This window comes from Nocardia nova (assembly GCF_002933465.1).
In the GTDB taxonomy this organism is placed as follows: Bacteria; Actinomycetota; Actinomycetes; order Mycobacteriales; family Mycobacteriaceae; genus Nocardia; species Nocardia nova_B.
Genome location: NZ_PSZE01000002.1, coordinates 311,368 through 330,796, shown reverse-complemented (window position 1 = coordinate 330,796; position 19,429 = coordinate 311,368). Strand labels below are relative to the sequence as shown.

20 protein-coding genes and 1 pseudogene are annotated in these 19,429 nt (G+C 68.6%); 3 read left to right on the top strand and 18 right to left on the bottom strand.

Annotated elements, in window-relative coordinates:
- Positions 1-62: 62 nt before the first annotated feature.
- The 14 genes from C5E41_RS03915 to C5E41_RS03850 form a co-directional block, all read right to left on the bottom strand.
- Entirely contained in the window at positions 63-2,762 is a 2,700-nt protein-coding gene (locus C5E41_RS03915; protein ID WP_104374548.1) for a DEAD/DEAH box helicase, read from the bottom strand.
- Positions 2,759-3,748 (bottom strand): twin-arginine translocase subunit TatC, encoded by a 990-nt coding sequence (gene tatC / locus C5E41_RS03910; protein WP_104374432.1) that lies wholly within the window; start codon positions 3,746-3,748, stop codon positions 2,759-2,761. Before tatC ends, C5E41_RS03915 begins: the two co-directional genes overlap by 4 nt.
- Before the next feature lie 111 nt (positions 3,749-3,859).
- Positions 3,860-4,150, bottom strand: coding sequence for a Sec-independent protein translocase subunit TatA (tatA, locus tag C5E41_RS03905; protein ID WP_062997181.1), 291 nt, complete (start codon positions 4,148-4,150; stop codon positions 3,860-3,862).
- Positions 4,151-4,248: 98 nt separating this feature from the next.
- Positions 4,249-5,292, bottom strand: coding sequence for a 2-dehydropantoate 2-reductase (locus tag C5E41_RS03900; RefSeq protein WP_104374431.1), 1,044 nt, complete (start codon positions 5,290-5,292; stop codon positions 4,249-4,251).
- Positions 5,289-6,293 (bottom strand): helix-turn-helix transcriptional regulator, encoded by a 1,005-nt coding sequence (locus tag C5E41_RS03895; protein WP_104374430.1) that lies wholly within the window; start codon positions 6,291-6,293, stop codon positions 5,289-5,291. Before C5E41_RS03895 ends, C5E41_RS03900 begins: the two co-directional genes overlap by 4 nt.
- Positions 6,294-6,333: 40 nt before the next feature.
- On the bottom strand, positions 6,334-7,329 hold the full coding sequence (locus C5E41_RS03890) for a helix-turn-helix transcriptional regulator (protein ID WP_104374429.1): 996 nt from the start codon (positions 7,327-7,329) through the stop codon (positions 6,334-6,336).
- 118 nt (positions 7,330-7,447) lie between these two features.
- Positions 7,448-8,806, bottom strand: coding sequence for a Pup--protein ligase (gene pafA / locus C5E41_RS03885; RefSeq protein ID WP_030518120.1), 1,359 nt, complete (start codon positions 8,804-8,806; stop codon positions 7,448-7,450).
- Between the two features lie 322 nt (positions 8,807-9,128).
- Complete coding sequence (gene prcA, locus C5E41_RS03880; protein WP_104374428.1) at positions 9,129-9,911, bottom strand: proteasome subunit alpha; 783 nt, start codon at positions 9,909-9,911, stop codon at positions 9,129-9,131.
- Positions 9,908-10,726 carry a proteasome subunit beta gene (gene prcB, locus C5E41_RS03875; protein ID WP_104374427.1) on the bottom strand — a complete coding sequence of 273 codons (819 nt, stop codon included), beginning with the start codon at positions 10,724-10,726 and terminating at the stop codon, positions 9,908-9,910. The genes prcA and prcB overlap by 4 nt, the downstream gene beginning before the upstream one ends.
- A 26-nt stretch (positions 10,727-10,752) precedes the next feature.
- Complete coding sequence (locus C5E41_RS03870; RefSeq protein ID WP_030518123.1) at positions 10,753-10,947, bottom strand: ubiquitin-like protein Pup; 195 nt, start codon at positions 10,945-10,947, stop codon at positions 10,753-10,755.
- Positions 10,948-11,129: 182 nt separating this feature from the next.
- Positions 11,130-12,629 carry a depupylase/deamidase Dop gene (gene dop / locus C5E41_RS03865; RefSeq protein ID WP_104374426.1) on the bottom strand — a complete coding sequence of 500 codons (1,500 nt, stop codon included), beginning with the start codon at positions 12,627-12,629 and terminating at the stop codon, positions 11,130-11,132.
- A gap of 82 nt (positions 12,630-12,711) precedes the next feature.
- Positions 12,712-13,467, bottom strand: coding sequence for a TetR/AcrR family transcriptional regulator (locus tag C5E41_RS03860; protein WP_258080719.1), 756 nt, complete (start codon positions 13,465-13,467; stop codon positions 12,712-12,714).
- Between the two features lie 214 nt (positions 13,468-13,681).
- Positions 13,682-14,059, bottom strand: a complete 378-nt coding sequence (locus C5E41_RS03855) for a nuclear transport factor 2 family protein (protein WP_104374425.1) — start codon at positions 14,057-14,059, stop codon at positions 13,682-13,684.
- A gap of 118 nt (positions 14,060-14,177) precedes the next feature.
- Positions 14,178-14,546, bottom strand: coding sequence for an arsenate reductase family protein (locus tag C5E41_RS03850; RefSeq protein ID WP_062965134.1), 369 nt, complete (start codon positions 14,544-14,546; stop codon positions 14,178-14,180).
- A gap of 114 nt (positions 14,547-14,660) precedes the next feature.
- On the opposite strand from C5E41_RS03850, the gene C5E41_RS03845 reads away from it, so the two are divergent.
- The gene (locus tag C5E41_RS03845; protein ID WP_104374424.1) at positions 14,661-15,269 is read left to right on the top strand and encodes an acyl-CoA-like ligand-binding transcription factor; all 609 of its coding nucleotides are present in this window, start codon (positions 14,661-14,663) and stop codon (positions 15,267-15,269) included.
- A gap of 50 nt (positions 15,270-15,319) precedes the next feature.
- Positions 15,320-15,526, top strand: a pseudogene (locus C5E41_RS03840) (FAD-dependent monooxygenase); the annotation flags it as partial.
- Positions 15,527-15,746: 220 nt separating this feature from the next.
- Here C5E41_RS03840 and C5E41_RS03835 read toward each other — a convergent pair.
- From C5E41_RS03835 to C5E41_RS03825, 3 genes are read right to left on the bottom strand one after another with little or no spacing between them, the layout of a single operon-like run.
- Positions 15,747-16,607, bottom strand: a complete 861-nt coding sequence (locus C5E41_RS03835) for a biotin-dependent carboxyltransferase family protein (RefSeq protein WP_104374423.1) — start codon at positions 16,605-16,607, stop codon at positions 15,747-15,749.
- 17 nt (positions 16,608-16,624) lie between these two features.
- Positions 16,625-17,257, bottom strand: a complete 633-nt coding sequence (locus tag C5E41_RS03830) for a 5-oxoprolinase subunit B family protein (protein ID WP_104374422.1) — start codon at positions 17,255-17,257, stop codon at positions 16,625-16,627.
- Positions 17,254-18,003 carry a LamB/YcsF family protein gene (locus tag C5E41_RS03825; protein WP_104374421.1) on the bottom strand — a complete coding sequence of 250 codons (750 nt, stop codon included), beginning with the start codon at positions 18,001-18,003 and terminating at the stop codon, positions 17,254-17,256. Before C5E41_RS03825 ends, C5E41_RS03830 begins: the two co-directional genes overlap by 4 nt.
- Before the next feature lie 106 nt (positions 18,004-18,109).
- On the opposite strand from C5E41_RS03825, the gene C5E41_RS03820 reads away from it, so the two are divergent.
- Positions 18,110-18,628: an NUDIX hydrolase gene (locus C5E41_RS03820; RefSeq protein ID WP_104374420.1), complete on the top strand. Its 519-nt coding sequence runs from the start codon at positions 18,110-18,112 to the stop codon at positions 18,626-18,628.
- Positions 18,629-18,670: 42 nt separating this feature from the next.
- Here the strand turns inward: C5E41_RS03820 and C5E41_RS03815 are convergent, their stop codons facing one another.
- Complete coding sequence (locus C5E41_RS03815) at positions 18,671-19,336, bottom strand: DUF6875 domain-containing protein (RefSeq protein WP_104374419.1); 666 nt, start codon at positions 19,334-19,336, stop codon at positions 18,671-18,673.
- Between the last annotated feature and the right edge of the window lie 93 nt (positions 19,337-19,429).

The following is a 19,429-nucleotide window of genomic DNA, read 5'->3' as shown; positions in this document are numbered from 1 at the left end:
GTGAGGTGATCAGGCCCTCACCACGGTCGGTACCGATAGTCATCCAATCACAGCCCGGCACGCTACGCGGCGTCCACCGCCACAACGCCACGCCGGATGGCGCGCACCGACTTGGCGGCGGTGGCGGCGATTTCGGTGTCGTCGGCGGTCTGGTGGATCTGGTCGAGCAGATCGATCACCTGTCGGCACCAGCGCACGAAATCGCCCGCCGACAACGCACTGCCCTGATCACCACTGGCCAGCAACGATTCGGCCAATCCGTCGCCGCGGGCCCATTTGTAGATGCCGGTGACGAAGCCCAGATCCGGTTCCCGGGTCGGCGGCAGTTTGTGCCTGGCCTCGTCGGTGCGCAGCTGGCTCCACACGCCGATGGTGGCGCCGACCGCGCGCCGCACCGGCTCGGTCGGCCCGGACGGGCCGAGGTAGCCGCCCTCCTGCCGCGACTCGAAGACCAGTACCGACACCACGCCCGCGAGCTCGGCGGCACCGAGCCCGCGCCACAGCCCCTGCCGAAGGCATTCGGCCACAACGAGATCCGCCTCGGTGTAAATCCGAGCGAGCCGCCGCCCGTCGGCGGTGACCTCCCCGCCGTCGACGTAGCCGCGCTCACTCAGCAGCGCGACGATCCGATCGAAGGTGCGCGCGAGCGAATTCGTTGTCGCAGCGACCTTCTGGCGCATCGACTCGGTCTCTCGCTCGAGCCGGTTGTAGCGCTCCCCCAGCCGGGCCAGCTGCTCCCGGTCGGGCCGGGAGTGAGCGGGATGAGCGCGCAGCGCACGCCGTAGCGTCGCCAGTTCCCGATCGTCGGCCGCACGCGCACGACCACCGCGCCGGCCCCGCCCGGGTACCGCGATTCCCGTGCTGCGCAACGCCGATGCCAGATCGCGGCGCGCCCGCGCGGTGCGGTGGTCGACATGGCGGGGCAGCCGCATCCGGCCCAGCGGCTGAGCGGGGGTCGGGAAGTCGGCGGCCGAGACGCGGCCGGCCCAGGTGTCGGCGGTCAGCACCAGCGGCCGCGGATCGCCCGGACTCGCGTCCGGTTCCAGGATCACCGCGAGACCCTGGCGGCGCCCGGTCGGGATGGCCACCACGTCACCGCGGCGCAGCGAGGTCAGCGACTCGACCGCCGCCCCGCGCCGGTCGGCGCGCCCCTGCCGTTCCAGTTCCCGTTCGCGTTGTTTGATCCGCTCGCGCAGCGACAGATATTCGAGAAATCCGTCGTCGCCGATCTGCGAGCGCAACTTCCGCACCTGCGCCTCGTTGCGCTCGATGCCGCGGACCAGGCCCACCACCGACCGGTCGGCCTGGAACTGCGCGAACGAGCGCTCCAGCAGCTCTCGCGACTGCGTGGCGCCCATCCGGTCGATCAGGTTGATCGACATGTTGTATCCGGGCCGGAACGAGCTGCGCAACGGATAGGTGCGGGTCGAGGCCAGGCCCGCGACGGCGCTGGTGTCGACGTCGGGATGCCACATCACCACCGCGTGGCCCTCGATGTCGATACCGCGCCGCCCGGCTCGGCCGGTGAGCTGCGTGTATTCTCCGGGAGTCAGCTCGGCATGGGTTTCGCCGTTGAACTTCACCAGCCGTTCCAGCACCACCGTGCGCGCCGGCATGTTGATGCCGAGAGCCAGTGTCTCCGTGGCGAATACGGCCCGCACCAGCCCGCGGACGAACAATTCCTCCACGGTGTGCCGGAAGGCGGGCAACATGCCGGCATGATGGGCGGCCAGGCCCCGGTAGAGCGCCTCCCGCCACTCCCAATAGCCGAGCACATCGAGATCCGCGCGCGGCAGATCACCGGTATGGCGTTCGATCACGGCCTCGATCTCCGCCGCCTCGTCGGGACGGCTCAGATCCAGGCGCGAGCGCAGGCACTGAGCGAGGGCGCCGTCGCACCCGGCCCGGCTGAAGATGAAGGTGATCGCCGGTAGCAGCCCTTCCTCGTCGAGGCGGGCGAGCATCTCCGGGCGCGGCAGCGGCCGGAAATCCCGGCGCGGGCCACCACCCCGGTGACGCGGCCCACCCCAACCGTTCATCCGGTCGGCGGTCTCGCGATGTTTGATGTAGCGAACGAGATCTTCGTCGACGAGGATCTTCTGATCGCTGGATTTGGTATCGAACAGATCGAACAGCCGCCGACCGACCATGACGTGCTGCCACAGCGGCACCGGGCGCGTCTCGTCGACGATGACCGCGGTGTCACCGCGCACGGTCTCCATCCACGCGCCGAACTCCTCGGCATTGCTCACCGTCGCCGACAAGCTCACCAGGCGCACCTCCGGTGGCAGGTGCAAGATGACCTCTTCCCACACCGCGCCGCGGAACCGGTCGGCCAGATAGTGCACCTCGTCCATGACGACGAACGACAGCGCGTGCAGCGCGTCCGAACCCGCGTAGAGCATATTGCGCAGCACTTCGGTGGTCATGACCACGACATGAGCGTCCGGATTGATCGACTGGTCACCGGTCAGCAGTCCGACCGCGTCGCGGCCGTAGCGGTCCACCAGATCGGCGTACTTCTGATTCGACAGCGCCTTGATCGGGGTGGTGTAGAAGCACTTCCCACCGGCCGCGCGGGCCAGGTGCACGGCGAATTCCCCGACGACGGTCTTACCAGCGCCGGTCGGGGCGCACACCAGCACACTGTGCCCGTTCTCCAACGCCATACAGGCCTGCTGTTGGAACGGGTCCAGGGAGAATTTCAGGTCGGCGGCGAATGCCGCGAGTTCGCCAGTCAGCGAGGGTTGTCCCACGCTCAGAGGGTATCGGAGTAGTCCGACACCGGGCGCGGAGTTTTCGGCGCGGGCTCGGCCGACACCGGTCCGCTCGCCGTCACCGGGCGGGCGGGCTCCACCGGGCTCACGCCGTCCAGATCGTCGGGTCCGGCCAGCGGGGAGGCCTCGTCGTCGGACAATGCGCCCCAATTGTCGCCTCGGCGCGCGCGGCGGCGGTCGTTGAGCCGGGCGATCTGCACCGCCACCTCGAACAACACGGTGAGCGCGGCGGCCAGCGCCAGCATCGAGAAGGGATCCTGCGGGGTGACGATCGCGGCGAAGACGAACAACCCGAAGATCATGCCGCGGCGCCACTTCTTGAGCCGCTCATAGGTCAGTACGCCCACCATGTTCAGCCCGATGATCAGCAGCGGTGTCTCGAAACTGACGCCGAAGATTATCAGTAGCTTGATGATGAACCCGAAATACTGACTACCGCTCAGCGCGGTGATCTGCACATTGCTGCCGATTCCCATCAGGAAGCTCAGCGCGTGCGCCACCACCCAGTACGCGAGCACCGCGCCGGTGACGAACAGCACCACACCGGAGGCGACGAAGCTGATCGCGTACTTGCGCTCCTTCGCGTACAGGCCGGGCGTCACGAATGCCCACAGCTGGTACAACCAGATCGGGCAGGCCATCACCACACCCGCGGTGAAGGCGACCTTGAACCGCAGCATGAACTGTTCGAACGGTGCGGTGGCCAGCAGCCGACAGGCACCGTCGGAGGTCAATTGCGCACGATGTTCCGGCGGCAGCGAACAGTACGGGCCGCGCAGCAGATCGCCCAGGCTTTCGACGCCGAAGAACGAATGCGAGTACCAGAGGAATCCGAGCACCGTGGTCAGCGCCACCGCCAGCAACGACTTCAACAGTCGCGAACGCAACTCTTGCAGATGTTCGACCAACGACATAGTGCCGTCGGGATTCGTCCTGCGCCGGCTACGGCGGGGGTCGAACGGAATGCGCATGGATGTGACTGCCTCGCTGATCACCTGGCCGGATCCGGATGAAACGCCCAACCGCCATCGCACCGCCACCCCGCGGGCGTTGCCGGGGTGACGGCCTCGAGACGGACCGGATCAGGCCGTGTGACGATCCTTGTCGGCCTGCGGGGCCGGATTCACCGGCTGGGCAGGCGGCAGTTCGGCCGCGGGCGCCGACTGCTGCGCGGTGCCGGACGCGTTCGCCGACCCCGTGTTCGCAGAACCCGCGTTCGCCGAGCCCTCGGAATGCATCTCGCTCATCTCGCTCTTGAAGATGCGCAAGGAACGTCCGAGACCCCGGGCGGCGTCGGGCAGCCGCTTGGCGCCGAACAGCAGCAGGATCACCAACGCAATGATGAGCCAGTGCGTCGGGCTCAATGAACCCATCGAAAACCTCCCAAGACTGTGGTATGTCCGATGCTACCGGACCCCGACGCGGCGCCGACGCGCGTCGTCACTCGTCGGATCGGCGAGATGGCGCCAGGTCAGCGTGACAGCGGTCCCGTCGCCTCGGCGGTCGATGCCCCGCGCAGCTCCGCGAGCAGGTCGGGACCGCTCCAGCGGCGTTCGTCGCCGTTCTCGGCGGCACGTATCAAGGCGACCAGTCGCGCGTTCACCGGGGTAGGCACGGCCACCATCCGGCCCAGCTCGACGATCTCCCCGCAGAGCCAATCGATTTCGGTGCGCCGGCCCAGCGCCAGATCGTCGGCCATCGACGAGCGCGCCATCGGGTCCACCGCGAGCACCCGTCCGGCCACCCGCTCGAAGACGCCATCGGGAACGGTCAGCAGACGGGCCATCACACGCGGCGGCAGGACGGTCAATCGCGCGGGACGGATCCGGGCGCGCCGCATCACCGCGAGTGCCTCCCCCTGCGCCAGCGCCAGGCAACGCCGGTAGTCGCGGGTGGCCAATTCCTCGCGCAGCGCCCGGCCCGACAGCGCGTTGATCGCGTTGTTGAGGTTGAGCAGCAGCTTGGCCCACTGCACCCGACGCAGATCGGAACGGCGGTCCAAGGGCAACCCGGCCCGCTCGAACAGCGGCGCGAATCGGGACACCGCCGGATCGTCGGCCACCGCCACGGTGCCGTCGGTGCCGCGATGGAAATGGCCCGGACCGCTGTGGACGACATTGAACATCACCATGCCCGCCGAGACCACCGCCGTGGGCAGCACCTGCTGGATCGCCGCATCGTTGCCGACGCCGTTCTGCAGGCTGATCACCACCGTGTCCGCGCGCACCCGATCGCGCAGCTGTGCCGCGGCCTGGACGGTCTGCGCCGATTTCACGGTGACCAGCACCAGATCGGCGGTGGCGGCGCTGCCCGGTTCGGTCTCGGTGCGGAAACCGCTCGCCGCGACGCGCTCGTCGCCGCCGTCCAGATCGGTCAGCCGCAGACCGTGGGCGCCGATCTCGTCCAGCAGCCGCGGGCGGCCGACGAAACTCACCTCCGCGCCGGCGGCGGCGAGTTTGCCACCGACGAACAGACCGATACTTCCGGCGCCGAGCACCGTCACCCGGAACGTCACGCGGGCCCGACCTCCTCGACCATGTTCCGGTCATATCCGAGATCGCCGACGTGGTCGTAGGCGGCCAGCGCCGCGGCCGAACGTTCTCGCACCGCGCTCACCAGCTCGGGCGGTCCCAGCACAGTGACACCGGAACCGAAACCGAGCAGCAGTCGCGCGATCCAGCCCAGCGTGGCGAACCGCATGGTCGCCTCGACGCTGCCGTCGGGATGCACCACCACCGGATGCATCGGATACTGATCCAGCACCCACCCGTAGTCGGCACGAATCCGCAAGCGCGCCAAGGCAACCGCCGGATCGTCGGAGAACAGGTCGAGCCCCGCGGACTCCTCGGTGGCGTGGCTGGGCGGGTTCGCCGGCTCGTCGAGTTCGGCGGCCTCCTCGATCCGGTCGAACCGAAACAGCCGCACCCCCTCCGCCTGCCGGCACCACGCCTGCAAGTAGGAGTTGTTGTCCACCAGTACGATTCGGATCGGATCGACGACACGCTCGGACACCACATCCCGGCTCGCCGAGTAGTACACCAGCCGCAGCGCACGCCCGTCGGCCAGCGCGGACCGCACCGTGGTCACCGCCGGCGCCTCGACCGGCTCCGCGGTGTCGGGTTCGCTGCGATGCCCGGCCTCGCCGGAGATAGCGGATTCGATCTTGGCGGTGGCCGACCGGGCGGCCGTCGGATCGACCATGCCCGGCAGATCCGCGATCGACCGCAGGGCCACCAGCAGCGCCGTCGCCTCGATCGAGGTCAGCCGCAGCGGCCGCTCGATACCGGCGGAGAAGGTGACCTCGATGCTCTCCTCGGAGAACGACAGATCGATCAGATCGCCGGGACCATAGCCGGGCAGTCCGCACATCCACAGCTGATTGAGGTCGCTCATCAGCTGTTTGGTGCTGACACCGAGTTCCGCGGCCGCCTCGGGCGCACTGATCCCCGGATTCGCGAGGAAGTACGGGACCATATTCAGCAGCCGGGACAGCCGCGTCGACAATCGGCTGCTCATCGCCGCACCCCCGCCCGGGCCGTTGCGACGCTCGCGCGTCTCATGCCGACACCTCCGTCCGTTCCAGTACCGACCGCAGCCGCGCGATCACATCGGCGCGCAGATCCTCCGGCGCCAGCACCAGCGCATCCGGGCCGAGACCGGTGATCAGCCGCGCCAGCCAGTCCCGCGACCGCACCGGCACCTCCACCACCGACCCCGGGCGACCGGCGACCGTCTCCTCGGCGATCACCACACCCAGCCGGCGGATCTCCTGCCCACGGCCCTGCGCCACCCACACCGTCGCCGATCCGCTCACCGGCGCCGCACCCGTCACCCGCGCCACGATCCGACGCAGATCCACATCCGCCGGTTTGCGCACGGCGTTCTCGGGCCCGTACACCTCCACGTCCGCCCCGATCCGCGACAACCGGAAGGTCCGCACCGCGTCCCGGTCACGGTCGTGGCCGACCAGATACCAGCGGCCGTGCCGGGTCACCACACCCCACGGCTCGACATCGCGCGTGGTGTACGGCGCGTTGTGGGTGACGCGATGCTCGAATCGCACCGCACGCCCCGCGTCGATAGCCGCCAGCAGCTTGCCCAGCGCGGCTTCCGAGCCGCGAGTGCGCGCCGGCACCGCGGGCACCGACGCCGAGGCCGCCTCCGCGTCGACGTGCACACCGGCGGCCCGCAATTTGAGCACCGCGCTCTCGGCGGCGCTGGCCAGCTCCGGGGACTCCCACAACTGCACCGCCACCGCGACCGCCGCCGCTTCCGCGCTGGTCAGGTCGATATCGGGCAGTTCGTAGGCATCGCGATTGATGCGGTACCCCTCCTGCCCGGAAAACCGGCCCACCGGGCCGACCTCCAGCGGAATCCCCAGATCCCGCAGTTCGTTCTTGTCGCGCTCGAACATTCGGCTGAACGCTTCGTCGCTGGCCGACTCCTCGTAGCCGGCGACGCTGTCGCGAATGCGTTCCGCGGTCAGGAACTGCCGGGTCGACAGCAGCGCGATCACCAGATTCATCAGCCGCTCGACCTTGGAAATCGCCACCCGACACAGAGTAATCGGACTCCCGGAACGACGGTGCACCACCGCACCGATCCGCGCCGGGATAGCGCTGCCGGAATCCGGATCGACCGGCCCCGCGGATCGCCGCGGGGTAGACACCTCACATCGAGGCGATCAACCGATCCACGCGCTCGTCCACGGATCGGAACGGGTCCTTGCACAAGACCGTGCGCTGCGCCTGATCGTTCAGCTTCAGATGCACCCAGTCGACGGTGAAATCGCGGCCCGCCTCCTGCGCGGCGGTGATGAAATCACCGCGCAATTTGGCCCGCGTCGTCTGTGGCGGCGTCGTCACCGCCGCATCGACCGCCTCGTCCTCGGTGACCCGCTTGACCAGACCCTTGCGCTGCAGCAGATCGAACACTCCGCGACCGCGCTTGATGTCGTGATAGGCCAGATCCAGCTGAGCGATCTTCGGATCCGACAACTCCATCGAGTACCGGTCCTGGTAGCGCTGGAACAGCTTGCGCTTGATCACCCAGTCGATCTCGGTGTCGACCTTCGCGAAATCCTGCGCCTCGACCGCGTCGAGCGTGCGGCCCCACAGGTCCACCACGGCGTCCACCTGCGGATCGCGCTCGCGATTGCGCAGATGCTCGACCGCGCGGGCGTAGTACTCACGCTGGATGTCGAGCGCGCTGGCCTGGCGGCCACCCGCCAGCCGCACCGGTCGCCGGCCGGTCAGATCGTGGCTGACCTCGCGGATCGCTCGGATCGGATTGTCCAGCGCGAAATCGCGGAACGACACCCCGGCCTCGATCATCTCCAGCACCAGCGCCGCGGTGCCCACCTTCAGCATGGTGGTGGGTTCGGCCATATTCGAGTCGCCGACGATCACATGCAGGCGGCGGTACTTCTCCGCGTCGGCATGCGGCTCATCACGAGTGTTGATGATCGGCCGCGACCGCGTGGTCGCCGACGACACCCCCTCCCAGATGTGCTCGGCCCGCTGCGACAGGCAGAACGTAGCCGCCTTCGGCGTCTGCAGGATCTTTCCGGCACCGCAGATCAGCTGCCTGGTCACCAGGAACGGCAACAGCACATCCGAGATCCGGGAGAACTCGCCGGCCCGCACCACGAGGAAGTTCTCGTGGCAGCCGTAGGAGTTGCCCGCCGAATCGGTGTTGTTCTTGAACAGATAGATGTCACCGCCGATCCCCTCCTCCGCCAAGCGCTGCTCGGCATCGATCAGCAACTCCTCGAGCACCCGCTCACCCGCGCGATCGTGGGTGACCAGCTGAACCAGCGAGTCACATTCGGCCGTCGCATACTCCGGATGGGAACCGACATCGAGATAGAGCCGCGCTCCGTTGCGGAGAAATACGTTCGAACTACGGCCCCAGGACACCACCCGGCGGAACAGATACCGGGCCACCTCGTCAGGACTCAACCGACGGTGACCGTGGAACGTGCACGTCACCCCGAACTCGGTCTCGATCCCCATAATTCGTCGCTGCACACCATCGACATTACGGCAAAGCGAACGGCGAAAGTGGCTGTGCGAGCAAGCGGTTGTATACGGGTTCACAACAATATGGGCGGTGCCCGACGGCGCCGACGCCGCCGACACCGGGGTTTACGGCCTCCGGACCTCGTCGCCGGGCACCCGCTCTTTGCCCCGCCTCGCGTCCGCAACGGGCGCCCGGCCACGCTACCGGCACAAATCCGCAGGTCGGAGCACATGTTCACAAGGTGTCGCGCTACCGCAGCACGATAACGCCCGGCCCGACCCGCTGCGCGGGGGTCGGGCCGGGCGTCTCGTTCGAAGCCGCTACCAGTGCTTACGGGTTGGAGGGGTCGCCGGCGGAGGGCGTCTCCGGTTCGGCGTTCTCCTCGCCCGCACTCGCCGCGCCGTCGGCGGAGAGCAGCGTCTCCAGCGCGGCGTGCGGAATGCGGCGGAAGGCCCGGCGCGGGCGGGCCTGCTCCAGGGTCGCCACCTCCAGCGAGGACACCGCGATACCGCGCTTGTCCTTCTCGCTGTTGTCCGGCGACGCCTTCTGCAGGGCGTCCACGGCGGTGCGGATCGCGGCCCGCAATTCCACGCCCGGCTGGTAGGTGTCCTTGAGCGCGGTGCTGATCGGGTCGGTATTGCCGCCCATCACCACGAAGTCGCGCTCGTCGACAATCGAGCCGTCGAAGTTGATCCGGTACAGGACCGAATTCGACGCCTGCTCCGGATAGCCGACCTCACCGATGCAGATCTCGACCTCGTAGGGCTTGAGCTGGTCGGTGAAGATCGTGCCCAGGGTGGACGCGTACATGTTCGCCAGCGCCCGCCCGGTCACATCTCGCCGGTCGTACTGGTATCCACGCAGGTCGGCCTGCAGGATCCCACCACGACGCAGACTTTCGAACTCGTTGTACTTGCCGACCGCGGCGAATCCGATGCGGTCGTAGAGTTCGCTCACCTTGTGCAGCGTCGCCGAGGGGTTCTCGGCGACGAACAGCACACCCTTGTCGTACACCAGCACCACGACACTGCGTCCCCGGGCGATGCCTTTGCGCGCAAGTTCGGTCTTGTCGCGCATGATCTGTTCGGCCGACGCGTAGTACGGCAGTGTCATGGACGCGCACTCCCTTCTTCGGCCATCCGCTCGTCGACGATCGAGCGCGCGATCTGCTCGAGTCGCTCGTCCGAAACCTCCAGCGCCCCTTCGGCATTGATGGCGATCGCCGTCGGGAAGATACCGCGCTGCAGATCCGGGCCACCGGTGGCGGTGTCGTCGTCGGAGGCGTCCAGCAGCGATTCGACGGCGACGCGCAGGGCGCGGTCCTCGTCCATATCGCGGCTGTAGGTCTTCTTCAACGACGACTTGGCGAACATCGAGCCCGAACCGGTGGCGGTGTAGCCGAAGCGCTCTTCGCTGCGGCCGCCGACCACGTCGTAGGACACGATGCGGCCGGCCCGCTCCGGATCGGTAGCCTCGAGGTCGTAACCGACCAGGATCGGCACCACCGCCAGGCCCTGCAGTGCCGCGGGTAGATTGTCGCGGACCATCTTCGACAGTTTGTTGGCCTTACCGTCGAAGGTCAGCGGAACGCCCTCGATCTTCTCGTAGTACTCCAGCTCCACCGCGAACAGGCGGATCATCTCGACCGCCACGCCCGCGGTACCGGCGATACCGGCCGCGGAGAAGGTGTCGGTGATGTACACCTTCTCCATATCGCGGCTGGCCAGCAGGTTGCCCTGGGTGGCCCGGCGGTCGCCGGCGATCAGCACACCGCCGCGGTAGGTCACCGCGACGATGGTGGTGCCGTGCGGCGCCAGGTCCCCGGCCGAGCCGTTGCCGCCGGACGCGCGCCCGAAACCGTTGCCCGGCAACAATTCCGGCGCGTTTTCCCGCAGATATTCGGAGAATGACGAGAGGGCGTACCCCATGTGGAGCCGCAAGGGGTCACCTGATGTCACTGGCCGCCTTTCTGGACGTAGGCACGCACGAAGTCCTCCGCGTTCTCCTCGAGCACATCGTCGATCTCGTCGAGCAGGTCGTCGGTCTCCTCGGCCAGCTTTTCGCGGCGCTCCTGTCCCGCGGCCTCGACACCGGCCGCGTCGTCGTCCTCGTCGCCACCACCGGCGCGCTTGGTCTGCTCTTGTGCCATAGCAGCCGACCTCCTCTGTACTGATCATCGGCGAGCATCGGAAACCTCCGATGCTCGTCCCTCAACACTACCCAGCGACGGTGACAACATGCCGGATTACCTCGCAATGTGCCCCCGCCGCAACGTCACAGCACGCTGTGCCACCCCGGCACCGACGCACCGCCGGCGACTCGCCCGCCTGGTCAGGAAGTGAGCTGCTTGACCAGTTCGGCGGCCGTACCGGCCCCCTCGAGCAACTTGCCGACGTGGGATTTCGTCCCGCGACGCGGCTCCAGGGTGGGAATGCGGACCAGCGAGTCACCGCCCAGGTCGAAGATCACCGAATCCCAGCTCGCCGCGGCGATATCGGCGCCGAAGCGGCGCAGGCATTCGCCCCGGAAGTAGGCGCGGGTGTCGGTCGGCGGGTTGGTCATCGCGTCGGTGACCTGCTGTTCGGAGACCAGCCGCTCCATCGAACCGCGCGCCACCAGGCGGTTGTAGAGGCCCTTGTCCAGGCGCACATCGGAGTACTGCAGATCCATCAGGTGCAGTTTCGGCGCCGCCCAGCCCAGGCCCTCGCGGCTGCGCATGCCCTCGAGCAGGCGCAGCTTGGCCGGCCAGTCGAGTAGGTGCGCACAGTCCATGGGGTCGCGTTCGAGCAGGTCGAGCACGTGCGCCCACTTCTCCAGCACATCGGTGACGCGAGCGTCGTCGGTGCCCTCGCGGTCGTGGAACTTCTCCACCCGGTCGAGGTAGATCCGTTGCAGCGCAAGGCCGGTCAGTTCGCGGCCGTCCACCAGCGCGACCGTGGCACGCAGGCTGGGGTCGTGGCTGATGGTGTGCACGGCGGTGACCGGACGCGCCAGCTGCAGATCCGACAGGTCCTCGCCGGCCTCGATCAGATCCAGCACCAGCGCGGTGGTGCCGACCTTCAGGTAGGTCGACCATTCCGCCAGGTTGGCGTCGCCGATGATCACGTGCAGGCGCCGGTACTTGTCGGCGTCGGCGTGCGGTTCGTCGCGGGTGTTGATGATGCCGCGCTTGAGGGTGGTCTCCAGGCCGACCTCGACCTCGATGTAGTCCGACCGCTGCGACAGCTGGAATCCGGCATGGTCGCCGGACTGCCCGATGCCGACCCGCCCCGAGCCGGTGACGACCTGCCGGGAGGCGAAGAACGGCGTCAGGCCGACGATGATCTGGTTGAACGGCGTATCGCGGTTCATCAGATAGTTCTCGTGGGTGCCGTAGGAGGCGCCCTTACCGTCGACGTTGTTCTTGTACAGCTGCATGCGCGGCGCACCCGGCACACTGGAGGCATAGCGGGCGGCGGCCTCCATGACCCGCTCACCGGCCTTGTCCCAGATCACCGCGTCCAGCGGGTCCACGACCTCGGGAGCCGAGTATTCGGGGTGGGCGTGGTCGACGTAGAGGCGGGCGCCGTTGGTGAGGATCATGTTCGCCGCGCCGACCTCGTCGGCGTCGATCACCGGCGCCGGCCCGTTGAGCCGGCCCAGGTCGAAGCCGCGGGCATCGCGCAGCGGCGATTCCACCTCGTAGTCCCAGCGCGTGCGCTTGGCCCGGGGTACGCCCTCGGCCGCCGCGTAGGCCAGCACCGCCTGGGTGGACGTGAGAATCGGGTTCGCCGAGGGTTCCGTCGGTGTCGAGATGCCGTACTCGACCTCGATTCCGATGATGCGCTGCATGGGTCGAGCCTAGGCGACGCGCGTGAGCCCTGGGGCCGCCCGGGTGCTGTGGGCCGTCACCGCAGCGCTGCGCGCCGCGAATTCAGTTGACCGCCAGCGGGTCCGAGGCCGCGGCACCGGACCGGACGACCAGGTCGGCGAGGGTGGCGTCGCGGTCCAGCGGAACCCCCAGACTGCGCGCACTGCTCTCCAGCAGCCCGAGCACCGATTCGGTCACGATCGCCTCGATCTGCTCCGACCCCAGCGCCGACGCGGTGTCGGCGCGCCAGCTGTTGACGACACCGTCGACGAAGCCGACGATGCCGAAGGCCATCGGCCGGGCCCGCACGGGATCGATCCCGACACGGGCTGCGGCGGTGGCGAACAGATCCGCGAGCCTGGCACCGATGCGGTCGCGCGCCCCGGCCAGCGCGAGCGACGAATCTCCTTGCGGGGCACTCGCCGCCAGGAATCGGTGCAGCTGCGGATGCGATGCTACCCATCCGACATAGGTGCCGACCGCCCCGCGCACCGCGTCCTTGACCGTGCCGTCCGCGCGCAGCGTCGGAAGCAGTTGTTCGAGTAGCGATTCCAGGATCCGGCCGCGAATCTGCTCGTCCAGATCGGCCCGCCCGTCGAAGTGGCGGTACACCACCGGGCGTGGCAGGCCCAGCCGGTCGGCGATCTGCTGGACCGGCACCTCGGCGCCGTTCTCCTCGATCACCGCGACCGCGGCCTCGATCACCTCGGCGCGCCGTCGCTGTTTGTGCCCGTTCCAGCGGGTACTGCGACCGTCCACACCGGCCACGGCGGACCGTTCCGCACGCCGCGGGGGCCGCTGTCCACCGGTTTCACTCACACGTCAACGATACTCATGCGGTATCGACCGATACATCCCGTCTCACCAATCTTTCTGATACAATCTGTCTCGGTAATTCGATTCGCGTGGAGCGCAGTCATGGGCAACGACGCCACCCCGCTCCCGCGGGATACCTTCGCGCAGCGCGGATCGCCGGAATCGCGCGACCGCCGTTTCCCCTGGTGGACAACGACATTCGCGGACAGAACCGCGGTCAGCCCGGAATTTTGTCCAGGAATCCGTGCACGCGGGCGATGCGATCACCGTCGAGAACGACCACATCGAAGCCCACGATCAGCGGTTCGGCGCCGGGAGTGCCCAGCGTCCACGTGAATCGCAGCTGGTCGTGGTGTCCGTCGATCGGTCCGAGGCCGAATCGCATACCGGCGAACTGTTCCCGGACGCCGGCGATCATCTCGTCGATCGCGGCGACTCCGGTGACGGCCGCGAGTGGATCGGTGTAGGTGGCATCCGGCCGGTACAGCTCGTCGAGCAGTTTGCGCCGGGCCGGGGCGTCCGCCTCGTTCCAGGTATCGATGTAGCGCTGGGCGACAGCGTCGTAGGTACCGGTGGTGGTTTCTTTTTCGCTCATACGACGAGCATGTCCGAGCGCGGGCGCCCGGTCGATTACCCGCCGGGTAATACCCCGGCTCACCGAAGTGTTTGCCGCGCAGCCGGTCTGAGCTTCCGCCCGCGCGACGCGTGGAGGATTACAGCACCGATTTCAGCGATTGCTCGTCCCGCGCGACGACGGCCCGGCCGTCGGGGGTGACCACGATCGGTCGCTGGATCAGCTTCGGATTGCTCGCCAGCGTCTCGATCCACTGCTCGCGATCGGCCTCCGTGCGCGACCAGCCCGCCATACCGAGCTCCTTGGCCTCCGGCTCACCGGTGCGGGTGATGTCCCAGGGCTCCAGGCCGAGCTGGGCCAGGACTTCGCGCAGATCCGCCACGGTCGGCGGGTCGTCGAGATACCGCCGCTCGATGTAGTCCACCCCAGCCTCGTCCAGCGCGGTTTTGGCCGCGCGACTCTTGGAGCAGCGAGGGTTGTGCCAGATCTGCGTCTGTCCGGATGTCATAGCCGAAACCCTAGCGCGCCTGTTCGCTCGCACGGCGGAACATATTTGCCTGAAAGGCAAACTTTCCTGACGTGCATTATTGAAGTGTTTCGCACTTTCCCTGACACTGAGGTCGTGACCACGGAGCCGGCCCTCGGGCTGCGGGAACGCAAAAAGCTCGATACCCGGCGCGCGCTCAGTGATGCGGCTCTGGAGCTGCTGTTCGAACGCGGTCTGGACCATGTGCTGCGCGAGGACATCGCCGCCCGCGCAGGAGTATCGGTTCGGACGTTCAACAACTACTTCGCGAACAAATACGAGGCGCTGGCGTACCGGCAGATCGACCGGATCCGCCGCGGCATCGAACTGTTGCGGGCGCGGCCGACCGGTGAGTCGCTGTGGGCCGCGATCACCGAGGCGATGCTGGAACCGTTGCGGGTCGACGGCCTCGATGCCGACCCCCCGCCGCGCGACCGGCCGACCGAGGTCCGCAAGCTCGTCGTCAGCCCCGAGGCGCAGGCAGCACTGACCCGCACCACCACCGACGCCTTCACCGAGGCGGTCGCAGAACGCACCGGCACCGATCCCGGCACGCTCTATCCACGGCTGGTCGCCGAAGCCGTGCTCGGAGCACTGGTGGCGGCGATCGAGGTGTACCCCCGGTGCGATCCTCCGGCCTCGATCACCGCGCTGACACGGCAGGCACTGGAACTGGTCGCCGCCGGCCTGCCCGAACCCCACTGACTTCCCCTCTTTCCTCGAAACCGCTTATCCGACAACGGGGTTGATCCAGCATGTCCGAACACACCTGTGCGGTACTGATTTCCGGTGCCGTACCGAACGGGCTGATGCTGGCCTGTGAACTCGCACTGGGCGGCGTCACGACGACCGTCCTGGAGGAGCTGCCCGCCCCCAGTACCGAACCCAAGGCCAACGGCCTCGTCGGGCAGGTGGTGCGGCTGATGGATATGCGTGGCTTGTATCGCCCGGCCGCCGGTGACGGTGGCCGGGCGATCGACCCTGCCGACCGGGGTGAGCGAGGTGCACCGGCGGCGCAGGTCTGCCTCGTCGCCGCCGACGATCAAGGCGGTCTCGGCACTGTCGGAGAGCGGATTTCGGGGGACCTCTGCGAACGTATCGGTTTCCGGCCGCCGAGGAGTCGCCCCGCAGACCGATCCGCGGTCAGCCTCGAGAGGTATGCCGACCCGTCCTCACGGCGGATCAGCGCCGCCAGGAACGGAATTCGATCAACTGGCCGGGCCGGGCCTGGCCGAGCAGATCCACATCGGCGTCGATCACGGTGCCCACCACGGGATAGCCGCCAGTGATCGGCCGGTCGGCCAGCAGCACCACCGGGCGGCCCGCGGGCGGCACTTGAATCGCACCCAAAGCCATTCCCTCGGTGGGCAATTCGGCCTCGTTCGCCCGCCGCAGCGGTGGGGCGTCCCCGTGACGGTCCAGGCGCACACCGATGCGGTCGGTGTCGGTGGAGACCGCCCAGGCGCCGGTGAACAAGTCGGCGGGATTGTGGAACCAGTCCGCGCGCGGCCCGAGCCCGACGCGCACCCGCAGCGTCCCCTGGGTGAGCGGTGCGACCGGAGCCATCTCGACCGTCGGCCAGCCGCGCGGCGGGGCACCGACCGGCAGGGTGTCGCCCCGGCGCAGCGGTTCGGGACCCAGCCCCGCCATGGTGTCGCGGCTGCGCGATCCGAGGACCGGCTCCACCGCGATCCCGCCGCGCACCGCCAGATAGCAGCGCAGGCCCGCCTCGGCCATCCCGATCCGCACCCGCTGCCCGGCCGCGACGAACAGCACCGAAGCCGGGGGTTCCGGCCGGGCGCCGACGTTGATCGGCACCGGCGCGCCGGTAATGCTCACCACCGCCGGGGCGTCGAATTCCACGCTCAGCCCGCCCAGCACGCATTCGATGGCCGCCGCCGATTCGGCGTTGCCCACCAGGCGGTTCGCCAGTCGCAACGCCCGGCGGTCGACGGCGCCGGAGACCCCGACCCCGGCATGGAACCAGCCCGGCCGGCCGAGATCCTGCACGGTGCTCATCGCCCCCGGTTCGAGCACCCGCATCCGCGCCGCCGAGGATGTCACCGATCCACCGCCTCGAACCGGACCCGGGTACCCGCGCGCAACAGCGCCGGTTCGGGCCGCCCCACGTCCCAGAGGACCACGTCGGTACGGCCGATGATCTGCCAGCCGCCCGGCGAACTGTGCGGATAGACGGCGCTGTATCCACCCGCCAGGGCGACCGAACCCGCCGGAACGAAGGTCCGGGCCTGCGAGCGCCGCGGCACCGACAGTCCGGCGTCGGGTGCGTGCAGATAGCCGAAGCCGGGCGCGAAACCGATGAACGCGCACCGCCACTGGGCTTCGGTGTGCCGCTCGACCAGTTGCCCGGGTGTGATGCCGAGAAGTTCGGCGGCATCGGCGAGGTCGGGTCCGTCGTAGCGCACCGGAACGGTGACCGTCTCCGCCGCGGCCGCACTCCCGGAATCGGCGTCCGGTGCGAGATCCAGTGCGCGCACGCGCGATTCGATCGCGGCGGGGTCGATGCCGGGACACAGTGTGAGCAGGACTGTCCGGGCGGCGGGCAGGAGGTCGGCCACCCCATCGATCGGCGCGCGGCGCAGATGGTCGAGCAGCAGCGGCAGCTGAGCGGCGTCGGCCGGTTCGAGCAGCAGCGCGCGGTCGCCCGCGGGCCGCACGGTCACCGCGTTCATGTGAAACTCCGCAGTTCGACGCCCTTGTCCAGCAGCGACTCCCGGATCGAGCGCGCCATCCGGACGGCATCGGGCGAATCGCCGTGGACGCAGAGGCTGCGCACCTCGACTCGCACCGGCTCGCCGGCCACCGTGCGGGCGTGCCCGTCCACGGCGATCGACACGGCCTGCCCGAGTGCCGCTTCCACGGCCAGCACCGCACCGGCTCGGCCGCGCGGCACCAGTCTGCCCTCGGGGGTATAGGCCCGGTCGGCGAAACCTTCCGCGTGGAACGGGATTCCGGCCGCCTCCGCCGCGCGTGCCAGTTCGGAATCGGCGGGTCCGAGCAGGCTCAACTCGTCGAAGGCAAGCAGCGCCGCGACCACCGCCTCGGCCGCCGCGGGATCGGACGCCGCCGAGTGATACAGCGCGCCATGGGGTTTCACATACCGCACCCGGTCACCGGCCGCCCGGGCGAAGCCGTCGAGGGCGCCGATCTGATATATGGATTCCGCGGTCAGTTCGGCCGGGGACACCGCCATCTCGCGGCGGCCGAACCCGGCGAGGTCGCGATAGGAGATGTGCGCGCCGATCCGCACCCCGTGCGCGACCGCCAGATCACACGTGCGCCGCATGATCACCGGATCCCCGCCATGGAAGCCGCAGGCGATATTGGCGCTGGTCACGACGTCGAGCAGGGCCGCGTCGTCACTCATCGTGTACGCACCGAACCCCTCCCCGAGATCGCTGTTCAAATCGATCACCACGAAGTATCACCTCGCCTCGCCGTTGTCCTACCACCATCGTCCGCGCCCGTCGCCGATACGCCACCGTGGGCGCATTGTCCCGCACTCACCGCCTAGGCTGGCGGGAATGGGTGAGGTCATCGCCGTCTACGACGGCCGCGGCAACGAGACCGGCAGTGCCGAACGCGCCGAGGTGTATGCCGAAGGATTGTGGCATGCCAGTGCGGGTGTGCTCGTGCGATCGCTCGACGGGCGGCGCATCTACGTCCATCGGCGTACCGATACGAAGATGGTGTTCGCCGGTATGCACGACTGCCTGGCCGGCGGGGTACTGGCCCCCGGCGAGGATCCCAGCGCCGCGGCGGTCCGCGAACTGGGCGAGGAACTGGGAATCGTCGCCGCGCCGGGCGAACCGCGGCCGCTGGCCCGGGTTTCCTGGGACGGCAGCTGGGCGGGCCGCCCGATGCGGTGCCACCTGTTCGCCTACGAGATCCGTTCCGACGGGCCGATCACCGTGCAGCCCGAGGAGATCGCCGCGGGCTGGTGGTGGACCGACACCCAACTGTGGGAGCACCTGAGCGATCCCGGCTGGCCGTTCGTCCCCGACACGCGAGCCCTGATCGAGCACCTGCTGCACCCGCGGTGACAGGTTGTGACCGCTGAGCGCGGGCCCGCCGGCGTCCGGAGATCAGTTCTCCCTTGTCTGTTTCACCAGTTTATCGGCCAGGTAATGGCGCAGGAAGGTAGGCATTGCGGGGGCGAAGATCCCGAGGTAGCTCTCGACCCATTCGTAGCGCGTCTCGAGGAACGCGAGGTCGGTGGGGGTCATGTGACGCACAGCGAGCAGGGGCAGCGGGGAGTCCAGAGCGGGAAAGTCCGCGTTGTGCAGTCCGGCCACGGTACAGCCCGGATAGAACTGCCCCAGCATCAGTCCGTGTCGGACGAACTCGGTCTTCTGGCTGCGTTGGACGGCCTCGAGATCGTCGTATCGGGTGAGGTCGGGAAAGACCGAGAGGAGCGCCTTGAGCCGGGAGTCGGGCTCGTCCTCGGGCGGCAGCAGGGGGAACAGGTCGTTCATGTCGCCGACGACCGCGGTGAGGAAGTCCGGGGTGATCTCGCCGCCTCCGATGAATGCGGCCCAGAGGAATCGGCCGGCCACCGCGTGCTTGGTGTACGGGCAGACCGGCCCGGGGCGGCCGAGGTCGGGATGGGGTTGACACAGGTATTCCACAGTCCACGAGCGCAATTGCGCGGCGCCGGGATGCTCATCCACGTGCGTGTCGGAGTCGGTGGCGAACAGTCTGGTCGGCCTCAGGCCGGAGCGTTGGCCGATGAACTCGTCGGTGGCGTTCATGATGATCGAGTCCTGGGTGCCGAGTTGCGGTCGAGATGATGTGAGGCCGAACGCATGCCGACGCCGGTCGCCACGTCGCGGGCGAACAGGTTC